The sequence below is a fragment of the Pyxidicoccus sp. M6 genome (assembly GCF_055568925.1).
Window position 1 is genome coordinate 1,775,360 of the sequence record NZ_CM145714.1, and the last position, 24,159, is coordinate 1,799,518.

The window sequence follows — 24,159 nt, forward strand, 5'->3', positions numbered from 1 at the left end:
GGTGCCCCGCGCATTCATGGGGAGTTGTTGAAGCTGGGGATGAAAGTAGGTCAGACAACGGTCGCTCGGTACATGCCCAGACCGGGAAGGGGAGCGCCGAAACCATCGCCCTCATGGCGGAGTTTCTTACGCTTGCATGTGTCAGAGCCCGCGGGAATGGGCTTCTTTGTCATTCTGACTGCGACGTTTGGGGGGGCTGATGAGATTCGTGCTAGTGAGTCACCGGGACAGGCGAATCCTCCTTCTCAGGGAGGGAGTGGTGTACCCACACGCAGGCAGAGAGGTGCTGAGACGTCTGGTTCGGGCGCAATTCCGACCCCTATCGAGCAGGGCAGGAGGGCTGGACGGCCCGTTGGGCGCGTCGCTCACCCGTCATGACGCGAGTTTTGACGCACCCATGACGCAGCGACCGAAATCTGGATAGGCACAGTATCATCGACGCCATAATATGGCTCCGCCGGTACATATCGATGCCCTCGCCTTCCGCGGCGAAGTCGCCCGCGTCGCTCACTTGCGCGGCGCCGAAGCAGACGCCGCGATCATCGATCTCGAGGCCCGCTTCGCCGACTGGCCGGACTGGGCCCGCTGCGCGCCGTGGTCGTGGGTCGAGGCCGTGGCGCAAGGCTTCGCGATGCCGTGGTTCCGCCTCGCCCGCACAATCAATCTCAAGCATCCGGCGCTCTGGCACTGGCACCCGCAGTCGCTGCCGAGCAACACGCGCGCGTTCGAGACGATCAAAGCGATCCGCATGACGAACCCAGGCGTCATGCTCACCCACATCGTCGAGCACCCCGAGCTGTTTCCGGCGCTGCGCGCGGTGCACGTGTCTTCGGCGAACGAAGAGCGCATCGAACCGTGGCCGACGTTGAGCGCATCACCCATCCTCCGCCAGCTCGAAGTCCTCGCCCTCGGCAACCCGCGGCCGAGGGCACTTGGCTCGATTCACTGTGCGGACTACTCGGAGCTGCTCTACGGGGCCGAGCCGCCAAAATACACGGCCGACCGCCTCCACACGCTCGAGGTCCGGACCGGCACCCTCGAGCAACTCTTCGCATTCTTCCGCCGCGGACCATTGCCGGCGCTGAAGAGCTTGCACGCGGGCGTCGACGATGTGGACGAGTCAGAGTCAGAGATCGACACGAAGCCGTTTCGCGGGCTCGAGGAAATCGGCCTCTACAACGTTGGCAACCTGGCGGATGAACTCTTTGTTAAAGACGCTCAGATTTCTCCCGCCCGACTCATCGTCGGCGAGGGCGCCGTGACATCGCGGGCACTCGCGGTGCTCGAGGAGTGGAGCGCGACCTACGAGGCGCCACCCGCGAAGGCTCCGCGCCTGCGCCGCCTGTGCCTGCAGGCGTGCAAGCTGAGCGAGAGGAGCACGCTCGACTATCCGGAGCTCGAGACGCTGACCATCGTCACGAACTGCGGAGAGGATCACTTCCTCGCTGGCGTCGTCGCGAGCGCGAACCTGCCGAAGTTGCGCGAGCTCGCGTTTCGTTCGAGCGGCCCGCGAAGCTACGATGGACTCAAGCTCATCAAAGCGTGCAGCGGTCTCATCGGGCAGCTGGACGAGTTGAGCATCGACGCTCCGGACGAACTCGACTCAGAGGCAATCCAGACACTGATTGACGCCGACACGCGAGCGCTGAAATCGCTCGAGCTCCACTGCTGCGGGCTCGACGAGAGCGCGCTGGGCCTGCTCGCGAAGGGGCGCTTCCCCGAGCTCGTCGTGCTTGACCTCTCGATTAACTGGCCGTCCGCCGCCGCTGTCACCGCGCTCCTCGCCGGCGGTTGGCCGAAGCTTGAGTGGCTGGACCTTGATTACTGCGAGATTAAAGGTGCCTTCTCCGCGCCGGACGCGATTACCGTGAAGCTCCGCTCGCTCAGTCTGAACAACGGCCGCGTTGACCCGAGCTTCTTCGAGACCGTCTGGCCGCGGCTCCCGACAATCGAGGCGCTCGACATTCGCGAGCATCGTGTGACCGGCGAGCTCCTCCTGGCAATCGCTGAGAACGCTGGCCCTCACCTCGTCGAGTTGCTGCTGTCGAACGACGAGCGTTCGTCGATAGACGGCTCGGCCGCGCCGCCACCATTCACGGATGCGATGTCCGAACAGATTGCAGCAGCACCAGGCTTTCGCGCGCTCGATTGCCTCGCGGGCGGCATTTTGTTCAGCGACTATTCGGACGGCTCGGGCGATTGCTATATCATCGCCTCCTCCTTCGCGGCGCCTGCACTGCGCGCCTTCGAGACCCTGCGGCCGGAAGCGATTGCGAGCGCCCTCTACCACGTCCCATAAAGCGCGCACGATGAAGACGGACGGCTCGCTGCGCCCAGCCGGGGAGGCGGCGGTGACGGCGCGGCCCCGTGACAGCGAGAGGCCGCTGACTGATTCCTCCTTCTGCCGCGCGAGTGGTGGTGGTCTGCCCCCAGGTTTTCGGATCCAGTTGAAGCGTGAGAGAGTCCTCGCGGCCAGGGGGTAGGTCGGTCGTGAGGAAGAGCAGTTTCACCTGGGTGCAGACGTGCGGATGACCTGGTCAAAGCTGCTCGAGGCCCCTCTTCCCTTGTCGATGCCGGGCTTGCTCGCGTTCATGGAACGATGGAAGCCCGGTAGCACCCAGGGCTTCGAACCAGCCACGGCCGAGCAGATTGCCGCCCTGGCCAGGCCGCATGGAGGGCTCAATGCGCTGCCGCGCATGTATCGCGAGTTCCTGGAGACGATGGGCGCATCGACTGGCAGCCTGCGGTTGACGTTCGGCACAACCTCTATTTCGGCGCTGCTGAAGGACCGCGAGGAACTTCAACGGGAGCGGCCTGATGCTCGCCGGTATCTCAAGTTCACCATGGGCGAGGAGGGTAACGAGGGTCGCAACCCGGACATGTTCTTCGAACTCACCCGCCCAACACCCGACAGACGGGACGCGGCAATCATCCGAGTCCACGAAGAGGGCCTAATCCGTGGGAAGGTTGCACCTAAGCAACCCTTCTCGACCTTCTCCGACTGGCTACGAACGGTCATCGCATCCAGACTTGTCTTTGAGGCTGAACCGAGAAAGCAAACGGAGTACTACAGCCTTGGGCAAAAACCCGAGGCTCCGGCCAAGACGTACGATTTCCTCACGCGCCTGGGATTCTCGCTCACCGAACTCGGGGCCTCGTCGGCGGTGATTCCGGTCGAGCATGCAGAGTATGGCGCAATTGCCCTTATCTATGCGCCTACAGTGTCAATCCCACGCATGGGACTGGAGTTGCGCGCGCGCGACAAGACACAGCAAGCGCTTCTCAATGAAGTCATCGAGGACCACAAGCAGGCGTTGCGCGGTGGTTGACGAGGTTCGCTGCGCCTATGGCCTGAACTCCTCAAATCGAAGGTAACCCTCGTCACCCAAGGACATGACGCGCCGCCCGGGCGCGCTCGTGAGCCTCAAGCCGCCTGGATGACGCCCGTGGCGCCCGGCTGCCGGTGGGTGATGTCCGCCAGCACGCCCAGCACCCGGCCGATTCTCCCGTCCTCCGCGCGTGAGCGGGCCCGCAGCGCCTGCCGCCGCACGTGGCCGTCCGCCATGAGCAACCGGTAGTCCAGCACCACCTCGCCCGGAGCCTCGGCGCAGCGGGCCAGTCGCTCAGCCACACCCAGCCTGTCCTCCGGATGGATGCGCGACAGGAACGAGCCCAGCGCCTCCTCCACGGGAAGCTCCGCCTGCCCGAAGAGCGCCGCCGCGTTGCGCTCCCAATGCAGCATGCCCTCCGGCAGCCGCAAGTCGAAGAGCGTCAGCGACGCGGCGGACAGCGCCTGGAGCATCCGCGCTTCGTTGCGCCGCAGCGCCTCCTCCATGGCCTTGCGGTCGGTGATGTCGCGGCTGATGCCGAACAGGCCGAACACCGCGCCCGTGTCGTCCTTGAGCACGCCCTTGGTGGACAACCACACGCGCGACTTGGGGCCGCCTCGCTGCATCTCCTCGTAGGTGAACGTGTGTCGGAAGGCCAGGACCTCGCGGTCATGCGCGGCGGTGGTGCGCGCCTCGTCCGGCCATAATTCCGCGTCGGTGTGGCCCAGCACCTCGTCCACCGTCTTCCCCATCAGCTTCGCGCCGGCGGGGTTGATGCGCGTGTACCGGCCCGCCAGGTCCTTCGTGAAGATGGCGTCCGTGCAGCCCTGGAGCACCGCGGTGAAGAGCGCGCTGGTGCGGCGCAGCGAGTCCTCCGAGCGCCTGCGCTGGGTGATGTCCGCCATGTACACCAGCAGTCCACGCACGGTGGGTACCGCCGTCACGCGCACGTGGAGGTTCGGCGTGGAAAGGCACTCCTCGAACTCCACCGTGCGCCCGGTGCTCAGCGCGCGGTGCAGCTGGCGGCGCAGCGTGGACTCGGGCTCCGCCTCGTACGCGCTCCACAGCACGCGGCCCAGCAATTCGTCGCGGCTGATGCCCAGGAGCTTCTCCGCGGCACGGTTGATGTGGCGCACCCGGAAGGCCCCGTCCATGGCGAGGAACGCATCCGGCATGCACTCCACGTAGGCGCCCATCCGCTCCTCGAAGGCATCCGCCTCCACGACGAAGCGGGCCTCCTCGGTGATGTCCGCCAGCCACACGGCCAGGCAGCCGTCCTCCATGCGCACCGAGCGCGCGCGCACCTGGCGCGAGGCCTCGCCCTCGCCCACGCTGAAGGCGTGCTCGGTGCGAGCACCCGTGGCGAGCGTGGCCGTCCACGGCGCGCGCATTCCCGCCAGCGCGGGCCGGTTCGCGAGGAGCGGCGGGCCCACCAGTCCCTCCCCGAGCAGCAGCTCGGCGGCCGGGTTGGCGTAGTCACAGAGGAAGTCCTCGGCGCCTTCCGCGCCTCCGTGGGAGCGGAGCGCGAGGAAGCCGTCCGGGTTCAGCGCTTCGAGCGCGTAGCGGGGGGAGGGAGTCATGGCGGGGGTGGAATTGAGGTAGCACGCAAGGTGTCACCGGCGCCCTCGTACCGCCGCGCAGCGTCGCCGTTATGGGCACCAGGTGACACCCCGGCCAGGTGCCCGTTTGCGAAGAGACGCGCGTTCAGGGTTTGCCCGATGCTTGTCGTGGGCAACCCGTAGCGCCAATGGACACTGGCGGCGCGTTGACGACGGGCTGCACCTGTGTTCAGGCTGCTCCTGGAGAGGTACGCATGGCCCCGCAGATCAGCCTCGACTTCGCCGCCGAGTGCGCGGCGCATCCCGCGCTCGCGCCGTTCCATCCGGTGGTGCGCCGCTGGTTCGCCGAGCGCCTGGGCGAGCCCAGCCGGCCGCAGGTGGAAGGCTGGCCGCTCATCCAGGCCGGCGACGACGTGCTCATCGCCGCCCCCACGGGCAGCGGCAAGACGCTCACCGCCTTCCTCGCCGCGCTGGACTCGCTCTTCCGCCTCGCGCTCGAGGGCTCGCTGCCGGACGCCACGCAGGTGCTCTACGTGTCGCCGCTCAAGGCGCTGGGCAACGACGTGCAGAAGAACCTGCTCCAGCCGTTGGAGGAGCTCCTCTCCCGCGCCCGCGCGGAGGGCTACACGCCCCAGGACCTGCGGGTGCAGGTGCGTAGCGGAGACACGCCTGCCTCCGAGCGCTCGCAGATGGTGCGCCGTCCGCCGCACATCCTCATCACCACGCCGGAGTCGCTCTACCTCTACCTCACCGCCGAGCGCGCCCGCGCCACGCTGCGCAAGGTGCGCACCGTCATCGTGGACGAAATCCACGCCCTCGCGCGCGACAAGCGGGGCAGCCACTTCGCCCTCTCCATGGAGCGGCTCAAGGCGCTGACGGAGGTGCGCCCGCAGCTCATCGGCCTGTCCGCCACGCAGAAGCCGCTGGACGCCATCTCCGCCTTCCTCACCGGCGCCTCCCATCGCGAGTGCAAGCGCGTGGAGGTGGGCCACCTGCGCCCGTGGGATTTGACGTTGGAGATTCCGGACGCGGAGCTGTCCTCGCTCGCCACGCACGAGATGTGGGGCCAGATCTACGACCGGCTGGTGGAGCTGACGGGGCAGCACCGCACCACGCTCATCTTCGTCAACACGCGGAAGATGGCGGAGCGCGTGGCGCACGACCTCGGCGAGCGGCTCGGTGAGGGCACCGTGGCCGCGCACCACGGCAGCATGTCGCGCGAAATCCGGCTGGCGGCGGAGGAGAAGCTCAAGTCCGGGCAGCTCCGCGCCATGGTGGCCACCGCGTCGCTGGAGCTCGGTATCGACGTGGGCAACGTGGACCTGGTGGTGCAGCTGGGCACCACACGCGCCATCTCCGTGCTGCTCCAGCGCGTGGGCCGCGCGGGCCACCACAAGGCGGGCATCTCCAAGGGCATCCTCTTCGCGATGACGCGCGACGAATTGATGGAGTGCGCCGCGCTCCTCAACGCCGTGCGCGAGGGCGACCTGGATGCGGTGCGCATCCCGGAAAAGCCGCTGGACGTGCTGGCGCAGCAGATTGTCGCCGCGTGCGCCTGCGAGGAGTGGGACGAGCGCGCCCTCTTCAGCCTCTTCCAGCGCGCGTCCCCGTACCGCTCGCTTTCGTGGGAGGAGTACCAGTCCGTGCTGGAGGTGCTGTCGGAGGGCATCGCCGCCGCGCGAGGCCGGGCCGGCATCCACCTGCACAGAGACCGCGTGAATCAGCGCCTCAAGGGTCGGCGCGGCGTGCGAATCACGGCGCTCACCAACGGCGGTGCCATTCCGGACACCTTCACCTTCAGCGTCACCGCCGAGCCCGAGGGCAAGGTGGTGGGCACGCTGGACGAGGACTTCGCGGTGGAGTCCTCGCCCGGGGACATCTTCCTCCTGGGCAGCACCGCGTGGCGGATTCAGCGCGTCATGGGCAGCACGGTGGTGGTGGAGGACGCGAAGGGCGCTCCGCCCAACGTGCCCTTCTGGCGTGGCGAGGCCCCGGGCCGCACGGACGAGCTGTCCGCCCAGGTGGGCCGCCTGCGCGAGGAGTTGCTGAAGCGCGAGGACGCGGCGACGTTCCTGGAGAAGGACCTGCGCATGCCGCCGCCCGCGGTGGACGCGCTGATGGGCTACCTGCGGCTGGGCCGGAAGATGCTGGACGCGGTGCCCAGCCATACCACGGTGGTGGCCGAGCGCTTCTTCGACGAGGCGGGCGGGATGCAGCTCATCATTCACGCGCCCTTCGGCAGCCGCATCAACCGCGCGTGGGGCATGGCCCTGCGCAAGCGCTTCTGCCGCTCGTTCGACTTCGAGTTGCAGGCGGCGGCCACCGAGGACGGCATCCTCCTGTCGCTGGGCGAGCAGCACTCCTTCCCGCTGGCGGACATCTTCGACTTCCTCCACCCGGACCACGTGGAGGAGGTGCTGGTGCAGGCGGTGTTGCAGGCGCCCATCTTCGGCACGCGCTTCCGCTGGGTGTCCACGCGGGCGCTGGCGCTGCACCGGTTCATGGGCGGCAAGCGCGTGGCGCCCAACCTCCAGCGCGCGCGCAGTGAGGATTTGCTCGCCGCCGTCTTCCCCGCGCAGGTGGGCTGCCAGGACAACCACGGGGGCGGCGACATCGAGCTGCCGGACCATCCGCTGGTGAAGCAGACGATGGACGACTGCCTGCGCGAGGCCATGGACATCGACGGCCTGCGCGAGGTGCTGCGGCGCATGCGCGACGGCCGCATCAAGCTGGAGGCGCGTGACGTGCCGGAGCCGAGCGTCTTCGCGCACGCGATGATTCACAGCCAGCCGTACACCTTCCTCGACGACGCGCCGGCCGAGGAGCGCCGCGTGCGCAACGTGGCCCTGCGCCGCGCCATGCCCGCCGAGGACGCGGCCGCCTTCGGCGCGCTGGATGCGGCGGCGATTGCGCAGGTGGTGGAGGACGCCGCGCCGCCGATGCGCGACGAGGACGAGCTGCACGACGCGCTCTTGCAGTTGATTCTCGTCCACGCGCACGAGGTGCCGCGCGGGCTGGAGGTGCCCCTCTTCAAGCAGGGCCGCGTGGCGTGGCTGGAGCTGCCGGGGGGCCGCTTCCTCGTCTCCGCCGAGCGGGGCAACGCGGTGCGCGCGCTCTTCCCGGATACGGTGACGCAGCCTCCGTTGCCGGTGCTGCCGCATGACCGGCCCGTGGAGCGGGACGCCGCCATCCTCCAGGTGGTGCGCGGGCGCATGGAGATGCTGGGCCCCACCACCGTCGCGGAATTGGCGAAGCTCACGCTGCTCTCCGAGGACGAGGTGAACGTCGCCCTGCACGGCCTGGAGTCGCAGGGCTCCGTGCTGCGCGGGCGCTTCCGCGCGCTGGAGTCTCCACTTGCTCCGGGCGAGACGCCGCCGCTGGAGTGGTGTGACAGGCGCCTGCTCCAGCGCATCCACCGGATGACGGTGGGGCGGCTGCGCAAGGAAATCGAGCCGCTGAGCGCGCAGGACTTCATGCGCTTCCTCTTCCGGTGGCACCACATGGAGGACGTGGACGCGCTGCGTGGCTCCACCGGCCTGCTCAAGGCGGTGCGGCTGCTGCAGGGCTACGAGGCACCGGCCTCCGCGTGGGAGCGCTTCCTCCTGCCGGCGCGCATGCGCGGGTACACGCCGGACATGCTGGAGAAGGCCTGCTACGCGGGCGAGGTGGCCTGGGGCCGGCTGACGATGAAGGACGCGAAGCCTCCGCCGGGCCCGCGCCGGGGCGCACCGGTGGACCCGGCGCCCACGCCGCCGCCTCGCTCGCGCGCCTCGCCCACGCGCAACGCGCCGCTCACCTTCGCCCTGCGCGAGGACCTGGAGTGGATGCTCACCGCCGCGCGCCCGCATGCCGTGCTGGCTGATGGCGACGTGTGGACGCCGGCCGACTTGAGCATGGCCGCGAAGGACGTGGTGGCTGTGCTGGAGCGGCGCGGCGCGTGCTTCTTCCAGGACCTGGTGTCGCGCGTGCGCCGGCTGCCGGCGGAAATCGAGGACGCGCTGTGGGAGCTCGTGGCGCGCGGCCTGGTGACCGCGGATGCGGTGCAGAACCTGCGCATCCTCCAGAGCCCGGCGCACCGCAAGCGACAGAAGCTGTTGCAGCGCGGAGGCCCGGGCCGCTGGAGCCTGCTGGCCCCCGCCGAGCCGAAGCCGCAGGACGAGGTGATGGACCCGCTCGCGCGGCTGTTCCTCAACCGCTACGGCATCGTCTGGAGGGACCTCGTCATGCGCGAGGCGCTGGCGCCCACGTGGCGCGAGCTGCTCTTCGTCTACCGGCGCATGGAGGCGCGCGGCGAGGTGCGCGGCGGCCGCTTCGTGGCGGGCTTCGTGGGTGAGCAGTTCGCTCTGCCCGAGGCGGTGGACGTGGCGCGCGCGGTGCGCCGTCAGGCGCCGTCCGGTGTGCGGGTGCAGTTGTCCGGAGTGGACCCGCTCAACCTCACCGGCGTGGTGACTCCGGGCCCGCGCGTGCCGGCGATGCCGGGAAATGTTGTGACGTATGTGGACGGCGTGCCGCGGGGTGTCGACGAGTTGGAGGATGAGAACGACGCCAACGTTGGCGAGGACACGGAGGGCGGAGGTGGTGAGGTGATGGCGAGCTGAGAATCGGTTTCTCCCCGCACCCGCGATGCTAGGGTGCCCCCACTGATTGTCCGAGGGGGTTCATCCGCATGCGCCGCCTGTTGTTGCTGGGTCTCCTGCTCCTCACCGCCACCGCCTGCCCGGGCGAAGACGATGATGATGACAACGACCGTCCCGATGCCGGCAATCCAGCCGCCACGGGCACCATCCGTGGTCAGCTGACGCCGTTCCGCAGTAATGACGAGTCCGCCGAGGAGGGCGGCGTCTCCCGCGAGGCCCACCTGCCGTTCAGCAAGGCGGAGCTGACGAAGCTGAAGGCGAAGCTGCGCGGCATGCACGTGCGCAAGGACGGTCCGGTGGTGACGGACCCGGACCTGCCCATCGTCCCGCCGCCCATGGGCGCGCCGCCGCTGGCGCGCGTTCCGCAGACGGACCCCACGATTCCTGGCGACGTCATCCTGCGCTTCGAGGCGGCGGGCCTGTCGCCCGAGCACGTGCTGGAGGCCGCGAAGCTTCCCGGCTACCGCGCGGTGCACAAGGGCTACGCGAGTGAGTACCTGCACCTCGTCGGCTTCGAGGCGCTGGATGGCCACGCGGTGACGGCGGACGAGACGCGCGGCCTGGTGGCGAAGCTCGCGAAGCTGCCGGGCGTCCGCTACGCGGACCGGAACATCCGCATGTACAAGCTGAAGGTTCCGAACGACAAGGGCTACAGCGTCCAGTGGCACTACCCCACCATCAACCTGCCGTCCGCGTGGGACCTCGAGTCCGATGCGACGGGCGTGGTGGTGGCCGTCATCGACACCGGCATCATCCCGCACCCGGACCTGGATGCGCGCGTGCTCGCCGGCTACGACATGATTCAGGACACGGCCAACGCGGGTGACGGCAGCGGCCGTGACAACAACCCGCTGGACATGGGCGGAGACGAGCCCAACGGCGGCTCCTCGTGGCATGGCTCGCACGTGGCGGGCACCATCGCCGCGACGACGAACAACACCACCGGCGTGGCGGGCGTGGCGTGGAATGCCCGCATCCTCCCGGTGCGCGTGCTGGGCAAGGAAGGTGGCAACAGCTTCGACATCGCCGCGGCCGTGACGTGGGCCACGGGCGGCAATGTGCCAGGCATCAATGACACCTCGACCCCCGCGAAGGTGGTCAACATGAGCCTCGGTGGCTCGGCGCCGCCGCAGCAGGCGTATCAGGAGGTCATCAACGCCGCCGTCGGGCGCGGCGCCATCTTCGTCATCGCGGCGGGCAACGAGAATGTCGACGCCAGCAACAGCACGCCGTGCAACCAGGAGAACGTCATCTGCGTGGGCTCCACCAACTTCTCGGGCCGGCGCAGCAGCTTCTCCAACTTCGGGGCGCGGGTGGACGTCATGGCCTCGGGCGGAGAGATGACCGAGGACCTCAACGGCGACAGCTACCCGGACGGCGTGCTCTCCACCGCGCGCGACGAGAACAACCAGCCCGCGTACGTCTTCCTGCAGGGGACGAGCATGGCCACGCCACACGTGGCGGGTGTGGTGGCGCTGATGGCCGCCAAGCGGCCGGGGCTCGACACCAGCCTGGCGGAGAGCACGCTGAAGGCGACGGCCACAGCCATTCCCGCGTCGCAGTGCTCGGGTGGGTGCGGCTCCGGCCTCATCAACGCGCGGTCCGCGCTGGCGCGCATCGCCGACCTGAACCCGGGCACGCTGCCGCCGCAGCTCAGTGTCAACACCAGTTCGCTCTTCTTCCGGGGAACCGGAGTGCAGCAGCTCACGGTGAGCAACGTGGGCGGCAACCAGGGCGGTGACATGGCGGTGACGGCCACCGTCACGGGGACACAGGCGGGGGCGGTGACGTTCCCCTCGGGTGCGACGGTGGCGGTGCCGGCATTCGGCTCGGCCCCGCTGACCGTGGCGGTGAACACGGCGGGACTGCCTGACGGCGACTACACGGTGACGCTGAACCTCACGGCCTCCAACCTCGCGGGCTCCACGGGCTCGGCCACGGTGCTGGTGAAAATCAGTGTCGGGTCCACGCAGGACCTGGACGCCGTCGTCGGCTTCGTGTGGCAGGACGAGGTGACGGGCGACTGGGAGGCCTCGGAGGAATCCATCACCATTGCCCGCGCCTCGCTCAACTACGCGTACTCCATCAAGCTGGTGCCGCGGACGTACTTCGCGCTGGCCACCATCGACGACGACCAGGACGGCGAGCTCTTCGAGGAAGGCGAGCGCACCGGTTTCTGGCGCAACCTGGACTCCTTCGAGCCGCTGGAGCTGGGGGACAAAGAGACGATTGATGGCGTGAGCTTCGACCTGGTGCCGCTGGCGCCCGTGGATGACAACCCGACGCTGGATGTGGGCGGGACGTGCAGCAGTGACGCGAGCTGCCCCGGTGGCTACTGCGTGACGAGCTTCCCGGGCGGGTACTGCACGCTGGACTGCGCCGTGGATGCGTGCCCGGCCGGCTCCAAGTGCTACCTCGTGAGCAGGTCCGGCACGAGGGCGTGTCTGCAGACGTGCACGGAGGACATCGGCACGGGGCAGGGCGACTGCCGCGACTCGGACTACGTCTGCTACAGCGACGGGACGGGCGTGGGCGCGTGCCAGCCGAACTGCAAGACCTCGGGTCTGAGCTGCGCCACCGGCAAGATATGCAGCGCGGACGGCTTCTGCCGCTGAGCAGGAGTTGCACGGGCTCCCGGTGCGGAAAGGGCCGGGGGCCTGCTTCACGGAAGTGACGTGGGACGCTCAGCCCGCGCGCGTGAGGAGCACCGCGCGGCTGTCCACGTTGAGCACCTGGGTGCCGCCGTGCAGCGTGGCGAGCGGCTCCTCCCAGTGCGCGTGGCCGCAGACCACCAGCAGTCCCTCGTGCTGCTCCAACACCTCGCGGATGGGCTCGCTGCCGCGCACGCGCATGCCGGGGACGTCCGGCCCCGCGTGGAGCACGAGCAGGGCGGGCTCCTCTCGCAGCACCTCGCGAATCAGGTTCAGGTGCGCGTCCTCCTCGCGCCGTCCCGGCTTGTCGGGCCGGCCGATGATGCCGCCAACGCCGCCCATGCGCAGGCCGTCCAGGTCCACCGTCTCGCCATCCAGCAGGTACACGCCGGGCTGACGCTTGAAGCGCGCTTCGTCGCGGGGACTTCCGAAGGAGTCGTGGTTGCCCGCCACGCCGGCCACCCAGCGGTAGTGCGCGGCGAAGGCATTCCACACCTCGCGCACGTCGCCGGACGCGCCGCGCACGGTGGCGGAGGCGTCCGAGTACAAGTCTCCCGCGAGCACCACGCCCGTTTGGGCCGGGAGGGGCAGCTCTCCCAACTCACCGAGCGAGGCCAATGTGTCGGCGAGGACCTCGCCCAGCAGCGCCACCGCGCCGTCATGAAGCGCATGCGGGGCAACGCCTTGCAGGTCCGACAGCACCAGCAGGGCCTCCACCCCGTCGGGGAGGGCGTCCACTGTGCCGCGCAGCAGCGGGAAGTGGCGGACCTCCGCCCCGCCACGCGGTGCGGCGGATTGATAGGGCCAGGTCTGTGCCGGCACCGTGTCGAGTGTCAGGATTCGCATGCGCCCGAGGGTCGGATGGCCGCCCGCATTCCTGACGGGCCGTCCCGGACCGCGACACCTCGGGTGTGCGTCCGCCCGGCCCCTGTCGAAAAGGACATACAGGGGTAACCCTGTGGACACTCGCTGGAGAAAGCCGGTTCCCACCGTACGGGGTTGGGGCCATCTTCCGGACACCTTGTCCCTGCTGCAGCGACTGAAGACGGAGACGCGCCCGCACCACGAGCGCACCGAGGCCGCGGTTCGGCTGATGGACCCGGGCCTCACACTTGGCGACTACCGACGCCACCTGGAAGCCCTCTACGGTTTCTATGTCCCGCTGGAGGCGCAGCTCGCCGCCCGGCTGGCCGGTGCCGTGCCCGCCCTCCGCGCGCACGAGCGCTGGAAGGTGCCGCTGTTGGAGCAGGACCTGCGCGCGCTCAGCCATGACGCCGGCTCGCTGGACCGGCTGCCCCGCTGCGCCCTGCTGCCCCCGCTGCCCGGCGTCCCCGAGGCCCTGGGCTGCTTCTACGTGTTGGAGGGCTCCACGCTGGGTGGCCAGCTCATCCTCCGTCACCTGAAGCGCCACTTCGCCAACGTGCCCTCGGGGCATTTCGCCTTCTTCCAGGCGTATGGCGACGAGGTGGGCCCCATGTGGCGCGCCTTCGGTCAGGCCGTCACGGAGGCCGCGGCCCGGGCGGCCTCGGACGACTTCGACGCGCGCGTGGTGAAGGGCGCGCAGGAAACCTTCGACGCCTTCGGGGCGTGGCTGCTGCGGGAGACAGCCCATGACCCCTCTTGTCTCTGACCTGGACCTCACGCAGTGCGACCGCGAGCCCATCCACCTGCTCGGCGGGGTGCAGCCGCATGGCGTGCTGCTGGCCTTCCGCGAGCCGGACCTCTCCGTGGAGGTGGTGAGCGCCAACTCGGAGGCGCTGCTCGGCCTGACGCCGCAGGCGCTGCGCGGTCAGCCCGTCACTCGCGTGCTGGACGCGGACTCGCTGCGGCGTGTGCGTGCCGGCACCGCCACGGGCCCCGTGCGCGTGATGGCGGGAGGCCGCGCCTGCTCCGCGCTGCTGCACGGCAGTGACGGCCTCATGGTGCTGGAGCTGGAGCCCCTCACCGGGGAGGACGCGAAGGCAGAGGAGGATGCGCTCGCCGCCATGCATCGGCTGGTGTCGCCGCTGGCACTCGCGCGTGGCACGTCCTCGCTGCTCCAAGCCGCCGCGGAGGCGGTGCGCGCGCTCACCGGCTTCGACCGCGTCATGGTGTACCGCTTCCACGCGGACTGGCACGGCGAGGTGGTGGCCGAGAGCCGCGCCGCTGGCGTCGACGGCTTCATGGGTCTGCACTTCCCGGCGAGCGACATCCCCGTCCAGGCCCGCGCCCTCTACACGCGCAACCCGCTGCGCCTCATCGCCGACGTGGACGCGCGCCCGGTGGCGATGGTGCCTCCCACGCTGCCGGACACGCGGCGCCCGCTCGACCTGTCCGGCGCCGCCCTGCGCAGCGTGTCCGAGGTGCACCTGGAGTACCTGCGCAACATGGGCGTGCGCGCGTCCTTCTCCGTGTCGCTGCTGAAGGACGGCGCGCTGTGGGGCCTCATCGCCTGCCACCACCTCTCGCCGCGCCACGTGTCCGCCGCGCGCCGCCAGGCGTGCGAGGTGCTCGCGAGGTTGCTGGCGCTCCAGCTCGGTGCGGAGGAGCGCGGCGCGGAGGCCGCCTCGCGCGCACGCCGCGCGGACCTCCAGGCCCGGCTCGTCACCCGGCTCGGCGAGAACCCATCGTTGCCCGTCGCGCTGGAGGAGCACGGCGCGCTGCTCCTGGAGCTCACCGGCGCCACTGGTGCGGCGCTGTTGCTCGGGAGCCTCCTCGATGCGAGCCCGAATCCGGACGTGGACCTGGGGGACGTGCCCCTCCTCGTCGGCAAGACGCCCGGCGAGGCCGAGGTGCGGGCCCTGGCCGCGTGGCTCGCGAAGGACTCCGGCATGGGCACCGTCTTCCAAACCGAGCACCTGGCCAGCCGGTACGCGCCGCTGGCCGCGAGCACGGACGTGGCCGCGGGCCTGCTCGCGGTGCGGCTGGACCCCGAGGCTCCGCGCTTCGTCCTCTGGTTCCGCCCGGAAGTCGCCCGCACCGTCACCTGGGCGGGCAACCCGAGGAAGCCCGCCGAGCCCGAGCCCGGCCACGCGCGGCTGCACCCGCGCGGCTCCTTCGACGCCTGGCGCGAGGAGGTACGCGGCACGAGTGTCCCGTGGACGCGCGAGGACGTGGAGGCGGCGGAGGCATTTCGTGGTGCGCTCGCGGGCGTGGTGCTGCGCCACGCGGCGGAGTTGTCCCGCCTGTCGCGCGCCCTGGCCCGCTCCAACGCGGAGCTGGAGTCCTTCAGCGGCACCGTGGGGCACGACCTCAAGGAGCCGCTGCGCGGCATCCAGCAGTACACGGCCTTCTTCCTGGAGGACCACGCGGACTCGCTGGACACGGAAGGGCGCGAGCACCTCCAGGCGGTGGGGTGGCTCGCCCGCCGCACGCAGGTGATGCTCGACGACCTCTTCGAGCACAGCCGCCTCAACCGCATCGAGCTGGCCTGGGGCGAGGCGGACATGCAGGAGGTGGTGGAGGAGGTGCTCGGCACGCTCTCCGCGCGGCTGGAGGAGGGGCACGTCGAGGTGCGCCTGCCGCGCCGCCTGCCCCGCGTCCCCTGCGACGCCGTGCGCATCCGCCAGGTGTGGGCCAACCTCGTGTCCAACGCGGCCAAGTACCAGGCAGGCGAGCCGCACTGGGTGGAGCTCGGCTTCTTCGGGCCCGGAGAGCCACGTCCCGACGCGGCGGACCGCACGGGCGCGCCCTACGTTTTCTACGTGAAGGACCCGGGCATCGGAATCGCCGCGCCGTTCCACGAGAACATCTTCGAGATGTTCCGGCGGCTGCATCCCGCGCACGCCTTTGGTGGGGGCTCGGGCGCGGGGCTCGCGATTTCGCGCCGGCTGGTACGGCTCCATGGCGGCGAGCTGTGGGTGGACTCCGCGCCGGGCCAGGGCTCCACCTTCTATTTCACGTTGGGCCGGGGGCCGTGATGACGGAGCCACGTCGGCCCCTCCTCCTCGTGGAGGACAGCGACGCGGACGCGGTGGCGCTCGAGCGCATCGCCCGCCGGTTGCCCATGTCCCTGCCCCTCGTCCGCGTGCGCGACGGCGAGAGCGCGCTGGAGTACCTCTACCAGCGAGGTGACTACGCGGACGCCGTGCGGCCGGCGCTCGTGCTGTTGGACTTGCACATGCCCGGCATGGGCGGCCGCGAGGTGCTGTCCCGCCTCAAGGCGGACCCGGCGCTGCGCTGCATTCCCATCATCATCTTCTCCAGCTCGAAGGAGCCGCGGGACGTGGAGGGCGCCTACGCGGACGGCGCCAACTGCTACCTCTTCAAGCCCGAGCCCGGCGAGCAGCTCGAGGCCGCCGCGCGGGCGCTCCAGTCCTTCTGGCTCTCCGCAGCGCGGCTGCCGGGGGCGGAGGACTCGCCGGCATGAGCCTCCGCGTGCTGATGGTGGATGACAGCCCCGCGGACCGGCTGGCCGTGCGCCGCGCCCTGGAGCGGGACGCGGACGCCACCTGGGTGCTGGAGTCCGTCTCGACGGCGGAGGAGGCGCTGGGGCGCATCTCCACCACGCGGCCGGACGTCATGCTGGTGGACTACCACCTGCCGGGCATGACGGGCCTGGGGCTGTTGCGCGAGCTGCACGCGCGCCACCCGGGCACCGCGCCCGCCGTGGTGATGCTCACCGGCAGCGGCAGCGAGCGCGTCGCGGTGGACGCGATGAAGGCGGGCGCCCAGGACTACCTCATCAAGGACGCCTACAGCGCGGAGCGCCTGCGCCGCAGCCTGCGCGTCGCGGTGGACACGGTGCGCATGACGCGCGAGCTGGAGGAGCGCCGCGTGCGAGCCGAGCGCGCGGAGCGGGCCGCCCAGGAGGCGCTGGCCGTGCGCGACGAGTTGTTCGCCCTGGCCACGCACGACCTCAAGGGGCCGCTGCAAATCATCGCCCTCAACGCCGAGGTGCTGCGCCGCCAGTTCCCTCAGGGCACCCTCAAGCCCACGCAGGAGTCGCGGCTGGAGCACATCGTCCGCGCCGCGCACCGCATGGGCGACCTCATCGACCACTTCCTGCAGGCCACGCGAGGCCAGGAGCACGCGCTGCGCCGCGAGCCCGTGGATTTGCGCGCGCTGGTGCGCTCCAAGGTGCACGCGATGGAGGCCTCCGCGAAGCACCGCTTCGTCCTCCACGAAGAAGGAGACGACCTCACCGGCCACTGGGACGCTCGCGCGCTGGAGCGCGTGCTGGAGAACCTGCTGGGCAACGCGGTGAAGTACAGCGCCCCCGGCACCACCGTCACGGTGGTGCTGGCCGAGGAGCGGGACCGCCCGCTGGACGGCGTGAGGCTGGAGGTGTCGGACGAGGGCATCGGCATCCCCGCCGAGGACCTGCCCCACGTCTTCGAGCGCTTCCGGCGCGGGCGCAACGTGGCGCAAGACGTCTCCGGCAGCGGCGTGGGGCTGGCCAGCGCGCGCCGCATGGTGGAGTTGCACGGCGGCACCATTCACGTGGAGAGCCACGAGGGTCGGGGCACCACCTTCACCGTGCGCCTGCCGCGCGGCGGGCTCGAGGACGTGGAGCCCGCGCGGGAGCCGGGGACGGACGCCGCCGGGGATTCCTCCGCGACGCCCCGGTGAGCGTGGGCGCTACGGCACCGCGGGCACGCTGCCGCGGAGCATGAAGAAGACGACGACGCCCGTCACCGACACGTACACCCAGATGGGCGCCAGCCACCGCGTCACCTTGCGGTGCCGGGTGAACTCCTTGCGCCACGCGAAGTAGAAGGACAGCAGCGCCATGGGCACCACCGGCATGGACAGCAGCACGTGGCTCGCCAGGATGAGCAGGTACATCCCGCGCCAGTCGCCCACGTAGCGCGTGTTGCCGTGCACGTAGTGGTAGGCCAGGTAGCACACCAGGAACAGCGACGACGCCACGAAGGCGGACACCATCAGGTACTGGTGCACCCGCTTCGCGCCGCGCTTCACCGCCACCCACCCGGCGATGAGCAGCACCGCCGCCGTCGCGTTGAGCCCCGCGTTGACCGCCGGCAGGAAGCGCAGATCCACGCCCCCCACCGCGCCCCCGCGCCGCACCAGCAGCAGCCACGCCAGGAACGACAGCGCGGCGACGGACACCACCGCCGTGAAGACGAAGAAGTTCCTGTCACTCACGCGGGAGGAGGGGAGGGCGGATGCGGCGTTCGACATGGCTCCCCTATCTCTCGCGGCCTTCACCCCGTTGCAACCGCCACGCCCTTGCGGCAGCGGCCTGTGCACACATGTCGCATGAGCAATTGTTTCAGCATCGTTTGATCTTCAACAGGAAATCCCAGCATACTCCGTTCAGTCACCCCCGACCCCCCCTCTCGGAGGTCCCCCTTGGACCGTGTGCGTTGCCTTGCCGCCCTGGCCGGCGCCGCCTTCCTCCTGGCGATGCCAGCCGCCGCTGAAGAAGCGGTCTGCGCGCCCGTTGCGAAGGTGCCCCTGGAGCGGCACCTCCGTCAGCTCTCGTTGGACCTGCTCGGCCGTCCGCCCACCTGGGATGAGTACCAGGCCGCTCAGAAGAAGGGCTCCGTCGACGTAGAAGACATCCGCGCGATGATGGGCAAGGACGAGTTCTACGCCCGCATCCGCAACTACCACCGGGCGCTGCTCCGCTCGAACCTGTCCGCGAGCGTCAACGACAACGGCAACTCGCGCCTGAGCGGCTCGGGCGCCGCCGACAGCGTGCTCGGCTTCGCCAACAACAGCTCCGCCGGGCTGCGCGGCGGCTTTGGCGCCGGGTGTGACGGCACCATCGAGCAGGACTCCTGCCTCACGACGACCAATCCGGACGCGCACGCGGCGCCGCTGCGGGAGAAGGTGCTCACCTGCCGGGACAGCCAGGGCGTGCCCATGCCCGTGTCGTTCGACTACGACACCAGCTTCTACAAGTGCACGCCGCTGGCCACCGCCACCAGCAACGCGGTGAGCACGTGCGCCGACCTGGCGGCCAACGCCACCTGGAAGAAGTACACGTACTTCTGTGACAGGCGCGGGGCGGCCAATGACTCGTTCCTCTGCCTGCCGGACCCGGGCAAGAGCACCACCTCCGCGCTCACGGTGGAGGTGACGGACGCCCAGGGCCGCATCACCGCCTTCGAGCACCCGAACATCCCCTCCAAGCCCACGCTGACGGACCTCAAGCGCTGCACGCTGGACCTGGAGCTCAGTGGCAACGTGAAGGGCAACTACGCCGCCCGCCGTGGCTGCCTCCAGCGCGAGGGCTACGTGATGTCCACCAAGGCGCCCTACTGGGCCACGGCCACCACGCCCGCGTCCGTGAAGGTGTGTGCCATTGAAGCGCAGGACCGCGCCTACAACCCGTGGACCATGGCCTCCTGCGAGACGGCCCGCTTCGCCAGCGACCGGAGCTGCGGCTGCGGTGACCGCATGCGCCGCTGCGAGGTGAACGCGATTACCGCCCAGGGCGTCCGCTCCGTGCACGACATGCGCGTGGCCGCCTTCAACGAGGAGCCGCTGCGCATCGTCGAGTCGGTGGTGAAGCGCGACGAGCCGTACTTCAACATCCTCACCACGCGCCGCTCCTACGTGAACGGCACCCTGTCCGAGTACTACCGGCAGAACCAGGGCGTGGGCGTCTTCAGCGTCACGTCCCCCGCGTCCGCGCAGGCCATCCCCGCCGTGCCCTATGAGGAGAACGGCGCCTGGGTGGAGTACACGCGCGACACGCAGCACTCCGGCGTCCTCACCACGCCTGCCTTCCTCTATCGCTTCCCCACGCAGCGTGCGCGGGTGAACGAGTTCTACGAGGCCTTCCTCTGCAAGACGTTCGCCCCGCCGGCGGACGCCTCGCTGCCGCCCCCCGAGGACTCCTGCAACCGGCAGAACAACCTCGCGGTGCGCTGCGGCTGCAACTACTGCCACGCGACCATTGAGCCCACCGGCGCGCACTGGGGCCGCTACGCCGAGCGCTCCTCGCAGTTCCTCCCGCCGGACCAGTTCCCGCGCTTCGACCCGAAGTGCCGCGACTGCGCCCTCAACGGCGACACCAGCTGCGGCGGTGAGTGCAGCCAGTACGTCATGCAGGCCTATGACGGCGACGGCGCCAGCAGCCTGGGCATGCTGAAGACGTACCTGTACCGCACGGCCGACGAGGAGCAGAACATCGAGGCCGGCCCGCAGCTCCTCGTCCAGCGCATGCTGCAGACGGGCGACCTGGAGCGCTGCACGGTGAAGCGCATCTGGAACGAGTTCCTCGGCCGTCCCATGACGGTGGAGGAGCAGCGCATGTATCTGAACTCGCTGTCACAGGACTTCGCGAAGAGCGGCCACAAGCTCAAGACGCTCATCGAGCGCGTCGTGACGACGGACGCCTACCGGAGGATTGATTAAATGCGCCGCCTTGTCCTGACCGCCGCGCTGCTCGCGCTCGCCTCCGGCTGCCAGAAGTCCGAGGAGAAGACCCCGCCGCCGCTGGATGGCCAGCTCGAGCCCGTTCCCAACCCCCACCAGGGTGAGACGTACGAGCCGCTGCCGGACCCCGAGGCCCAGGGCGGCAGCGTGGGCCGCGCCCCGCGCCGGCTCACCGTGTCCCAACTGGACGCCGCCATCACCAGCGCGGTGGGCCGCAAGTGGGTGACGGCGGATGGCCGCGACGGCATCGACCAGCGCGCCACGTCGCTGGGCCGCGCGGACTACGCGCTCGTCGCCAGCGAGAACATCGAGCCCAACCTCGTGTTCGCCAAGTTCCTCGAGGACGGCGCGCGCTACACGTGCCTGGAGCAGGCGAAGGCGGAAATCGCCCAGTCGGACGCCTCGCTGCGCACGCTCAGCCGCACGCTGCCCGGCAAGTGGGACGACCTCCGCAAGCTGACCGACGCGCAGGTGCGTGAGTTCCTCGTCTACAACTCCACGCGCTTCTGGGGCTCGCCGCTTCAGGGCGACGAGCTGACGAAGTGGGTGGGGCTCTTCACCCAGGCGGCGACGCGGGTGGAGACGCTGGCGGGCACCACGAAGAAGCGGGAACAGGTCCTGGCGGTCATCTGCATCGCCATGCTGACCGACCCGCGCTTCATCACCTATTGAGCTTGGGAGAGCCTGCGATGAAGAAGAACAACCGCGACGAGAACTTCCTCCCCGAGCGCCGCACCTTCCTCAAGGCCGCCGCCGGCTTCATGGGCTCCACGCTGCTGGGCGGGCTGCCCTTCCGCGCCTTCGCCCAGGCCGCGGAGCTGGCCCCGGCGGACCGGTGCTTCGTCTTCGTGTACTTCAGCGGCGGCTGGGACCAGCTGCTCGCCTTCGACCCGAGAGACCCGGACGAGTTCACCGCCGACCGCGCGTCCGAGACGAAAATCCTCCCGGGCTACAACCTCATCAACGACTCGCGCTTCCCCACGAAGCCCATCATCCCGGACGAGCGCTCCGGCGCGGGCCGGCCCAACATCGACTTCGGGCCCGCGATTGGCGAGCGGCTGGCCTCGCACTACGACCTGATGACGGTGGTGCGCGGCATCAACATGAACACGCTGGGCCACGAGGTGGGCTACCGGTACTTCCTCACCGGCAAGCTCCCCATCGGCAGCGCGGCGCGCGGCTCCTCCACGGCCACGGAAATCGTGGGGCAGATGAAGCCGCGCGTGCCCATCGCCTCCATCTCCTACAACGTGGAGTCGTACAACGACCGCTACGGCGGCTATGCCAACGCGCTGCGCGTCAGCCGCCGGGACGATTTGCTCCTCACGCTGCGGCCCAGCTCGGCCAGCCTGACGCTCGACAGTGAAATCGAGAAGCAGCTCGTGGACTTCCGCGGGCAGCCCATCAACTGCGAGCAGGCGGCGTACGGCACGCGCGGCGTGGGCACCACCTACTCCAACAGCCGGGACCAGATGCAGCAGGTGCTGTCGCAGGGACTGGAGAAGGCCTTCCAGTTCCAGGACACCACCAACCCGGAGATGGAGGCGGTGCGCACGCGCTACGGCCTGTCCACCACGGGCTCCATCGACAACGAGGCGGGCCGCGCCGCGACGGTGGCCACCGCGCTGAAGAAGGGCATCGCCCAGTGCGTCACCATCAACCTCACGGGCGGCCTGGACACGCACTTCGGCACCCAGCTCACCCACGCCAACAACCAGCGCCGCGGCTTCGACGCGCTGGCCAGCCTGGTGGATGATTTGCGCGCCAGCCCGCACCCGTCCGGCGGCAACTTCATGGACCACACCACCATCATGGTGTTCTCCGAGTTCTCCCGCACGCCGCTCATCAACGCCTCCGGCGGAAGAGACCACCACCTGTGCAGCTCGTGCCTCCTGATGGGTGCGGGCATCAAGCACAACCGGGTCTTCGGGAAGAGCGGCGACATCGGCATGTCGCCGGGCACGTTCGACCTGCGCACCGGCGCGGCGGACCCGAACGGCTCCAACATCTTCCCCGAGCACGTCATCGCCACGGTGCTGGCCTCGGCGGGCCTCGACTACAGCATCACCCGCGTGGAGCCGCTTCGCCCCATCCTCGCCTGAGCCGTCATACGCATGCGTATACATCCGAGGGTCTCCTCCTCCGTCGTCTCCGTCCTCCTCGCCGCGCTCCTGGGCGCGTGCGGGGAGGACTCCCTTCCGCTGGACCGGCCCAAGCCCACGGCCTTCCAACCCGTGCAGGTGCCGGCCAAGGCGGGCCTGGCCAGCACGCCGGGCTTCGCGGACCAGTCCGGCGGCGGCGTCTTCGCCTCCGCGTCGGGCTCGCTGGTTCGGCTGCGGCTGGACGGCTCGCTCGGCGCGCTGGAGCCGCACCCGGGCAACACCGTGGCGGCCGGCAACGTGAGCGCCGTCTTCCGGCTGGGGCCGCACAGCGCGGTGGTGGAGGCGCAGAACGGCCTCTTCGTCGCGGAGTCCGGCTGGCTCATCGCCCCTTCATGGCGGGACGCGCTGGGCGCGGGTGTCACCGCCACCGCGCAGTCCTCGGACGGCGCCGGGTGGCTCGCGCACACCAGCGGCCTGTACCGCCTGCAGGAGGGCACGCTCGCCGCGCTGAAGGTGAGCGGCAGTCCCATCACCGGCATCACCTCGCTGGCGGCGGCGCCGACGACGGACGGCTCGCCGGGTGTGTGGTTCCTCCAGGAGGGCAAGCTGCACGTGGCGGTGGCCACCGGCGCCACCACGTACGAGGTGCGCGAGGCCAGCGCGCCGCTGGACGAGGGCGAGTCGGTGGAGGCGCTCGCGGGCCTGGGCCCGGCCGTCGGCAACGGCGGTGAGCTGTGGTTGCTCACCAGCAAGGGCCTGCTGCGCCGGGCGAAGGAGGGCTGGCGCCGCATCGATTTGGGCGAGCGGCCGGAGCAGCTCCTCGCCGCGGGTCGCTTCCTCTGGGCGAAGTCCGCGGACTCGCTGCTCGTCTACGACGGGGACGCCAACACCTGGGGCGTGGCCACGGACCTGGACACGCGCGAGCTCCGCTTCCTCGCCGCGGACGAGGCCGGCACCGCGTGGGTGCAGTTGGGCGGCCAGGCGGTGGCGGTGAGCCGCGCGGCGGTGCCTCGCGTGACGGGCCTGTACCAGGGCATGCAGGTGGTGGAGGACGGGCTGGTGGCGCACGCCGTGCCGCCGCCGGGCCCGTCGCCGGAGAGCATCTACTTCCAGGTGGACGGCGTGGACGTGCCGACGGTGGGGCCGCAGTACAGCCTCGGCGGCTCGGAGGCGGACGGCACGCCCAAGGCGTACTCGCTGGCGAGCCTCGCGGCCGGGCGCCACGCGCTGGCCGTCGTCGCGCGCTTCGCGGACGGCACCGAGGCGAAGCGCACCGTGCCCTTCGAGTACCAGCCCCTCGTCGCGGAGGCGCTGAGCTGGGACAAGGACATCCGCCCCATCCACGAGTCGCGCTGCGCGAAGTGTCACACCACCAGCCCGGGCCGGCCGCTCAACACCTATCAACTGTGGAAGGCGAACGCGGCGCTCATCACCGCCGCCGTGCGAGACAAGCGCATGCCCGCCGACGGGCCCATGGACCCGCAGCTCATCACCCGCATCCAGCGCTGGGCCGCCTCTGGCGCGCAGCCCTGAAGCCCTGGTGAAGTACC

At 70.1% G+C, this 24,159-nt stretch carries 15 protein-coding genes; 12 read left to right on the top strand and 3 right to left on the bottom strand.

Annotation, left to right across the window (positions count from 1 at the left end; genetic code table 11):
• Positions 1 to 448 precede the first annotated feature (448 nt).
• Both ACVTJA_RS07465 and ACVTJA_RS07470 read left to right on the top strand, forming a co-directional pair.
• Positions 449 to 2,299: a leucine-rich repeat domain-containing protein gene (locus tag ACVTJA_RS07465; RefSeq protein WP_465835037.1), complete on the top strand. Its 1,851-nt coding sequence runs from the start codon at positions 449 to 451 to the stop codon at positions 2,297 to 2,299.
• A 229-nt stretch (positions 2,300 to 2,528) separates the two neighbouring features.
• Positions 2,529 to 3,329, top strand: coding sequence for a hypothetical protein (locus ACVTJA_RS07470; RefSeq protein ID WP_465835039.1), 801 nt, complete (start codon positions 2,529 to 2,531; stop codon positions 3,327 to 3,329).
• A 95-nt stretch (positions 3,330 to 3,424) separates the two neighbouring features.
• On the opposite strand, the gene ACVTJA_RS07475 is transcribed toward ACVTJA_RS07470, so the two are convergent.
• The gene (locus ACVTJA_RS07475) at positions 3,425 to 4,909 is read right to left on the bottom strand and encodes a PAS domain-containing protein (protein ID WP_465835040.1); all 1,485 of its coding nucleotides are present in this window, start codon (positions 4,907 to 4,909) and stop codon (positions 3,425 to 3,427) included.
• Positions 4,910 to 5,142: 233 nt separating this feature from the next.
• Between ACVTJA_RS07475 and ACVTJA_RS07480 the strand changes: the two genes are divergently transcribed.
• A complete protein-coding gene (locus ACVTJA_RS07480) occupies positions 5,143 to 9,486 on the top strand; it encodes a DEAD/DEAH box helicase (RefSeq protein WP_465835041.1) in 4,344 nt (1,447 codons plus the stop codon).
• A gap of 68 nt (positions 9,487 to 9,554) precedes the next feature.
• Positions 9,555 to 12,140 (top strand): S8 family peptidase, encoded by a 2,586-nt coding sequence (locus tag ACVTJA_RS07485; protein ID WP_465835043.1) that lies wholly within the window; start codon positions 9,555 to 9,557, stop codon positions 12,138 to 12,140.
• Between the two features lie 69 nt (positions 12,141 to 12,209).
• On the opposite strand, the gene ACVTJA_RS07490 is transcribed toward ACVTJA_RS07485, so the two are convergent.
• Complete coding sequence (locus ACVTJA_RS07490; protein WP_465835045.1) at positions 12,210 to 13,022, bottom strand: metallophosphoesterase family protein; 813 nt, start codon at positions 13,020 to 13,022, stop codon at positions 12,210 to 12,212.
• A gap of 175 nt (positions 13,023 to 13,197) precedes the next feature.
• On the opposite strand from ACVTJA_RS07490, the gene ACVTJA_RS07495 reads away from it, so the two are divergent.
• From ACVTJA_RS07495 to ACVTJA_RS07510, 4 genes are read left to right on the top strand one after another with little or no spacing between them, the layout of a single operon-like run.
• A complete protein-coding gene (locus tag ACVTJA_RS07495) occupies positions 13,198 to 13,806 on the top strand; it encodes a biliverdin-producing heme oxygenase (protein WP_465835046.1) in 609 nt (202 codons plus the stop codon).
• On the top strand, positions 13,787 to 16,075 hold the full coding sequence (locus tag ACVTJA_RS07500; protein WP_465835048.1) for an ATP-binding protein: 2,289 nt from the start codon (positions 13,787 to 13,789) through the stop codon (positions 16,073 to 16,075). The genes ACVTJA_RS07495 and ACVTJA_RS07500 overlap by 20 nt, the downstream gene beginning before the upstream one ends.
• Entirely contained in the window at positions 16,075 to 16,524 is a 450-nt protein-coding gene (locus tag ACVTJA_RS07505) for a response regulator (RefSeq protein WP_465835050.1), read from the top strand. Before ACVTJA_RS07500 ends, ACVTJA_RS07505 begins: the two co-directional genes overlap by 1 nt.
• The gene (locus ACVTJA_RS07510) at positions 16,521 to 17,726 is read left to right on the top strand and encodes an ATP-binding response regulator (protein WP_465835051.1); all 1,206 of its coding nucleotides are present in this window, start codon (positions 16,521 to 16,523) and stop codon (positions 17,724 to 17,726) included. The genes ACVTJA_RS07505 and ACVTJA_RS07510 overlap by 4 nt, the downstream gene beginning before the upstream one ends.
• A gap of 9 nt (positions 17,727 to 17,735) precedes the next feature.
• Here the strand turns inward: ACVTJA_RS07510 and ACVTJA_RS07515 are convergent, their stop codons facing one another.
• Entirely contained in the window at positions 17,736 to 18,299 is a 564-nt protein-coding gene (locus tag ACVTJA_RS07515; RefSeq protein ID WP_465835053.1) for a DUF420 domain-containing protein, read from the bottom strand.
• Positions 18,300 to 18,524: 225 nt separating this feature from the next.
• On the opposite strand from ACVTJA_RS07515, the gene ACVTJA_RS07520 reads away from it, so the two are divergent.
• From ACVTJA_RS07520 to ACVTJA_RS07535, 4 genes are read left to right on the top strand one after another with little or no spacing between them, the layout of a single operon-like run.
• A complete protein-coding gene (locus ACVTJA_RS07520) occupies positions 18,525 to 20,486 on the top strand; it encodes a DUF1585 domain-containing protein (RefSeq protein ID WP_465840334.1) in 1,962 nt (653 codons plus the stop codon).
• Entirely contained in the window at positions 20,487 to 21,179 is a 693-nt protein-coding gene (locus ACVTJA_RS07525; protein WP_465835055.1) for a hypothetical protein, read from the top strand.
• A gap of 17 nt (positions 21,180 to 21,196) precedes the next feature.
• Entirely contained in the window at positions 21,197 to 22,609 is a 1,413-nt protein-coding gene (locus ACVTJA_RS07530) for a DUF1501 domain-containing protein (RefSeq protein ID WP_465835057.1), read from the top strand.
• Positions 22,610 to 22,621: 12 nt separating this feature from the next.
• The gene (locus ACVTJA_RS07535) at positions 22,622 to 24,142 is read left to right on the top strand and encodes a hypothetical protein (RefSeq protein ID WP_465835058.1); all 1,521 of its coding nucleotides are present in this window, start codon (positions 22,622 to 22,624) and stop codon (positions 24,140 to 24,142) included.
• The last annotated feature ends 17 nt before the right edge of the window (positions 24,143 to 24,159 follow it).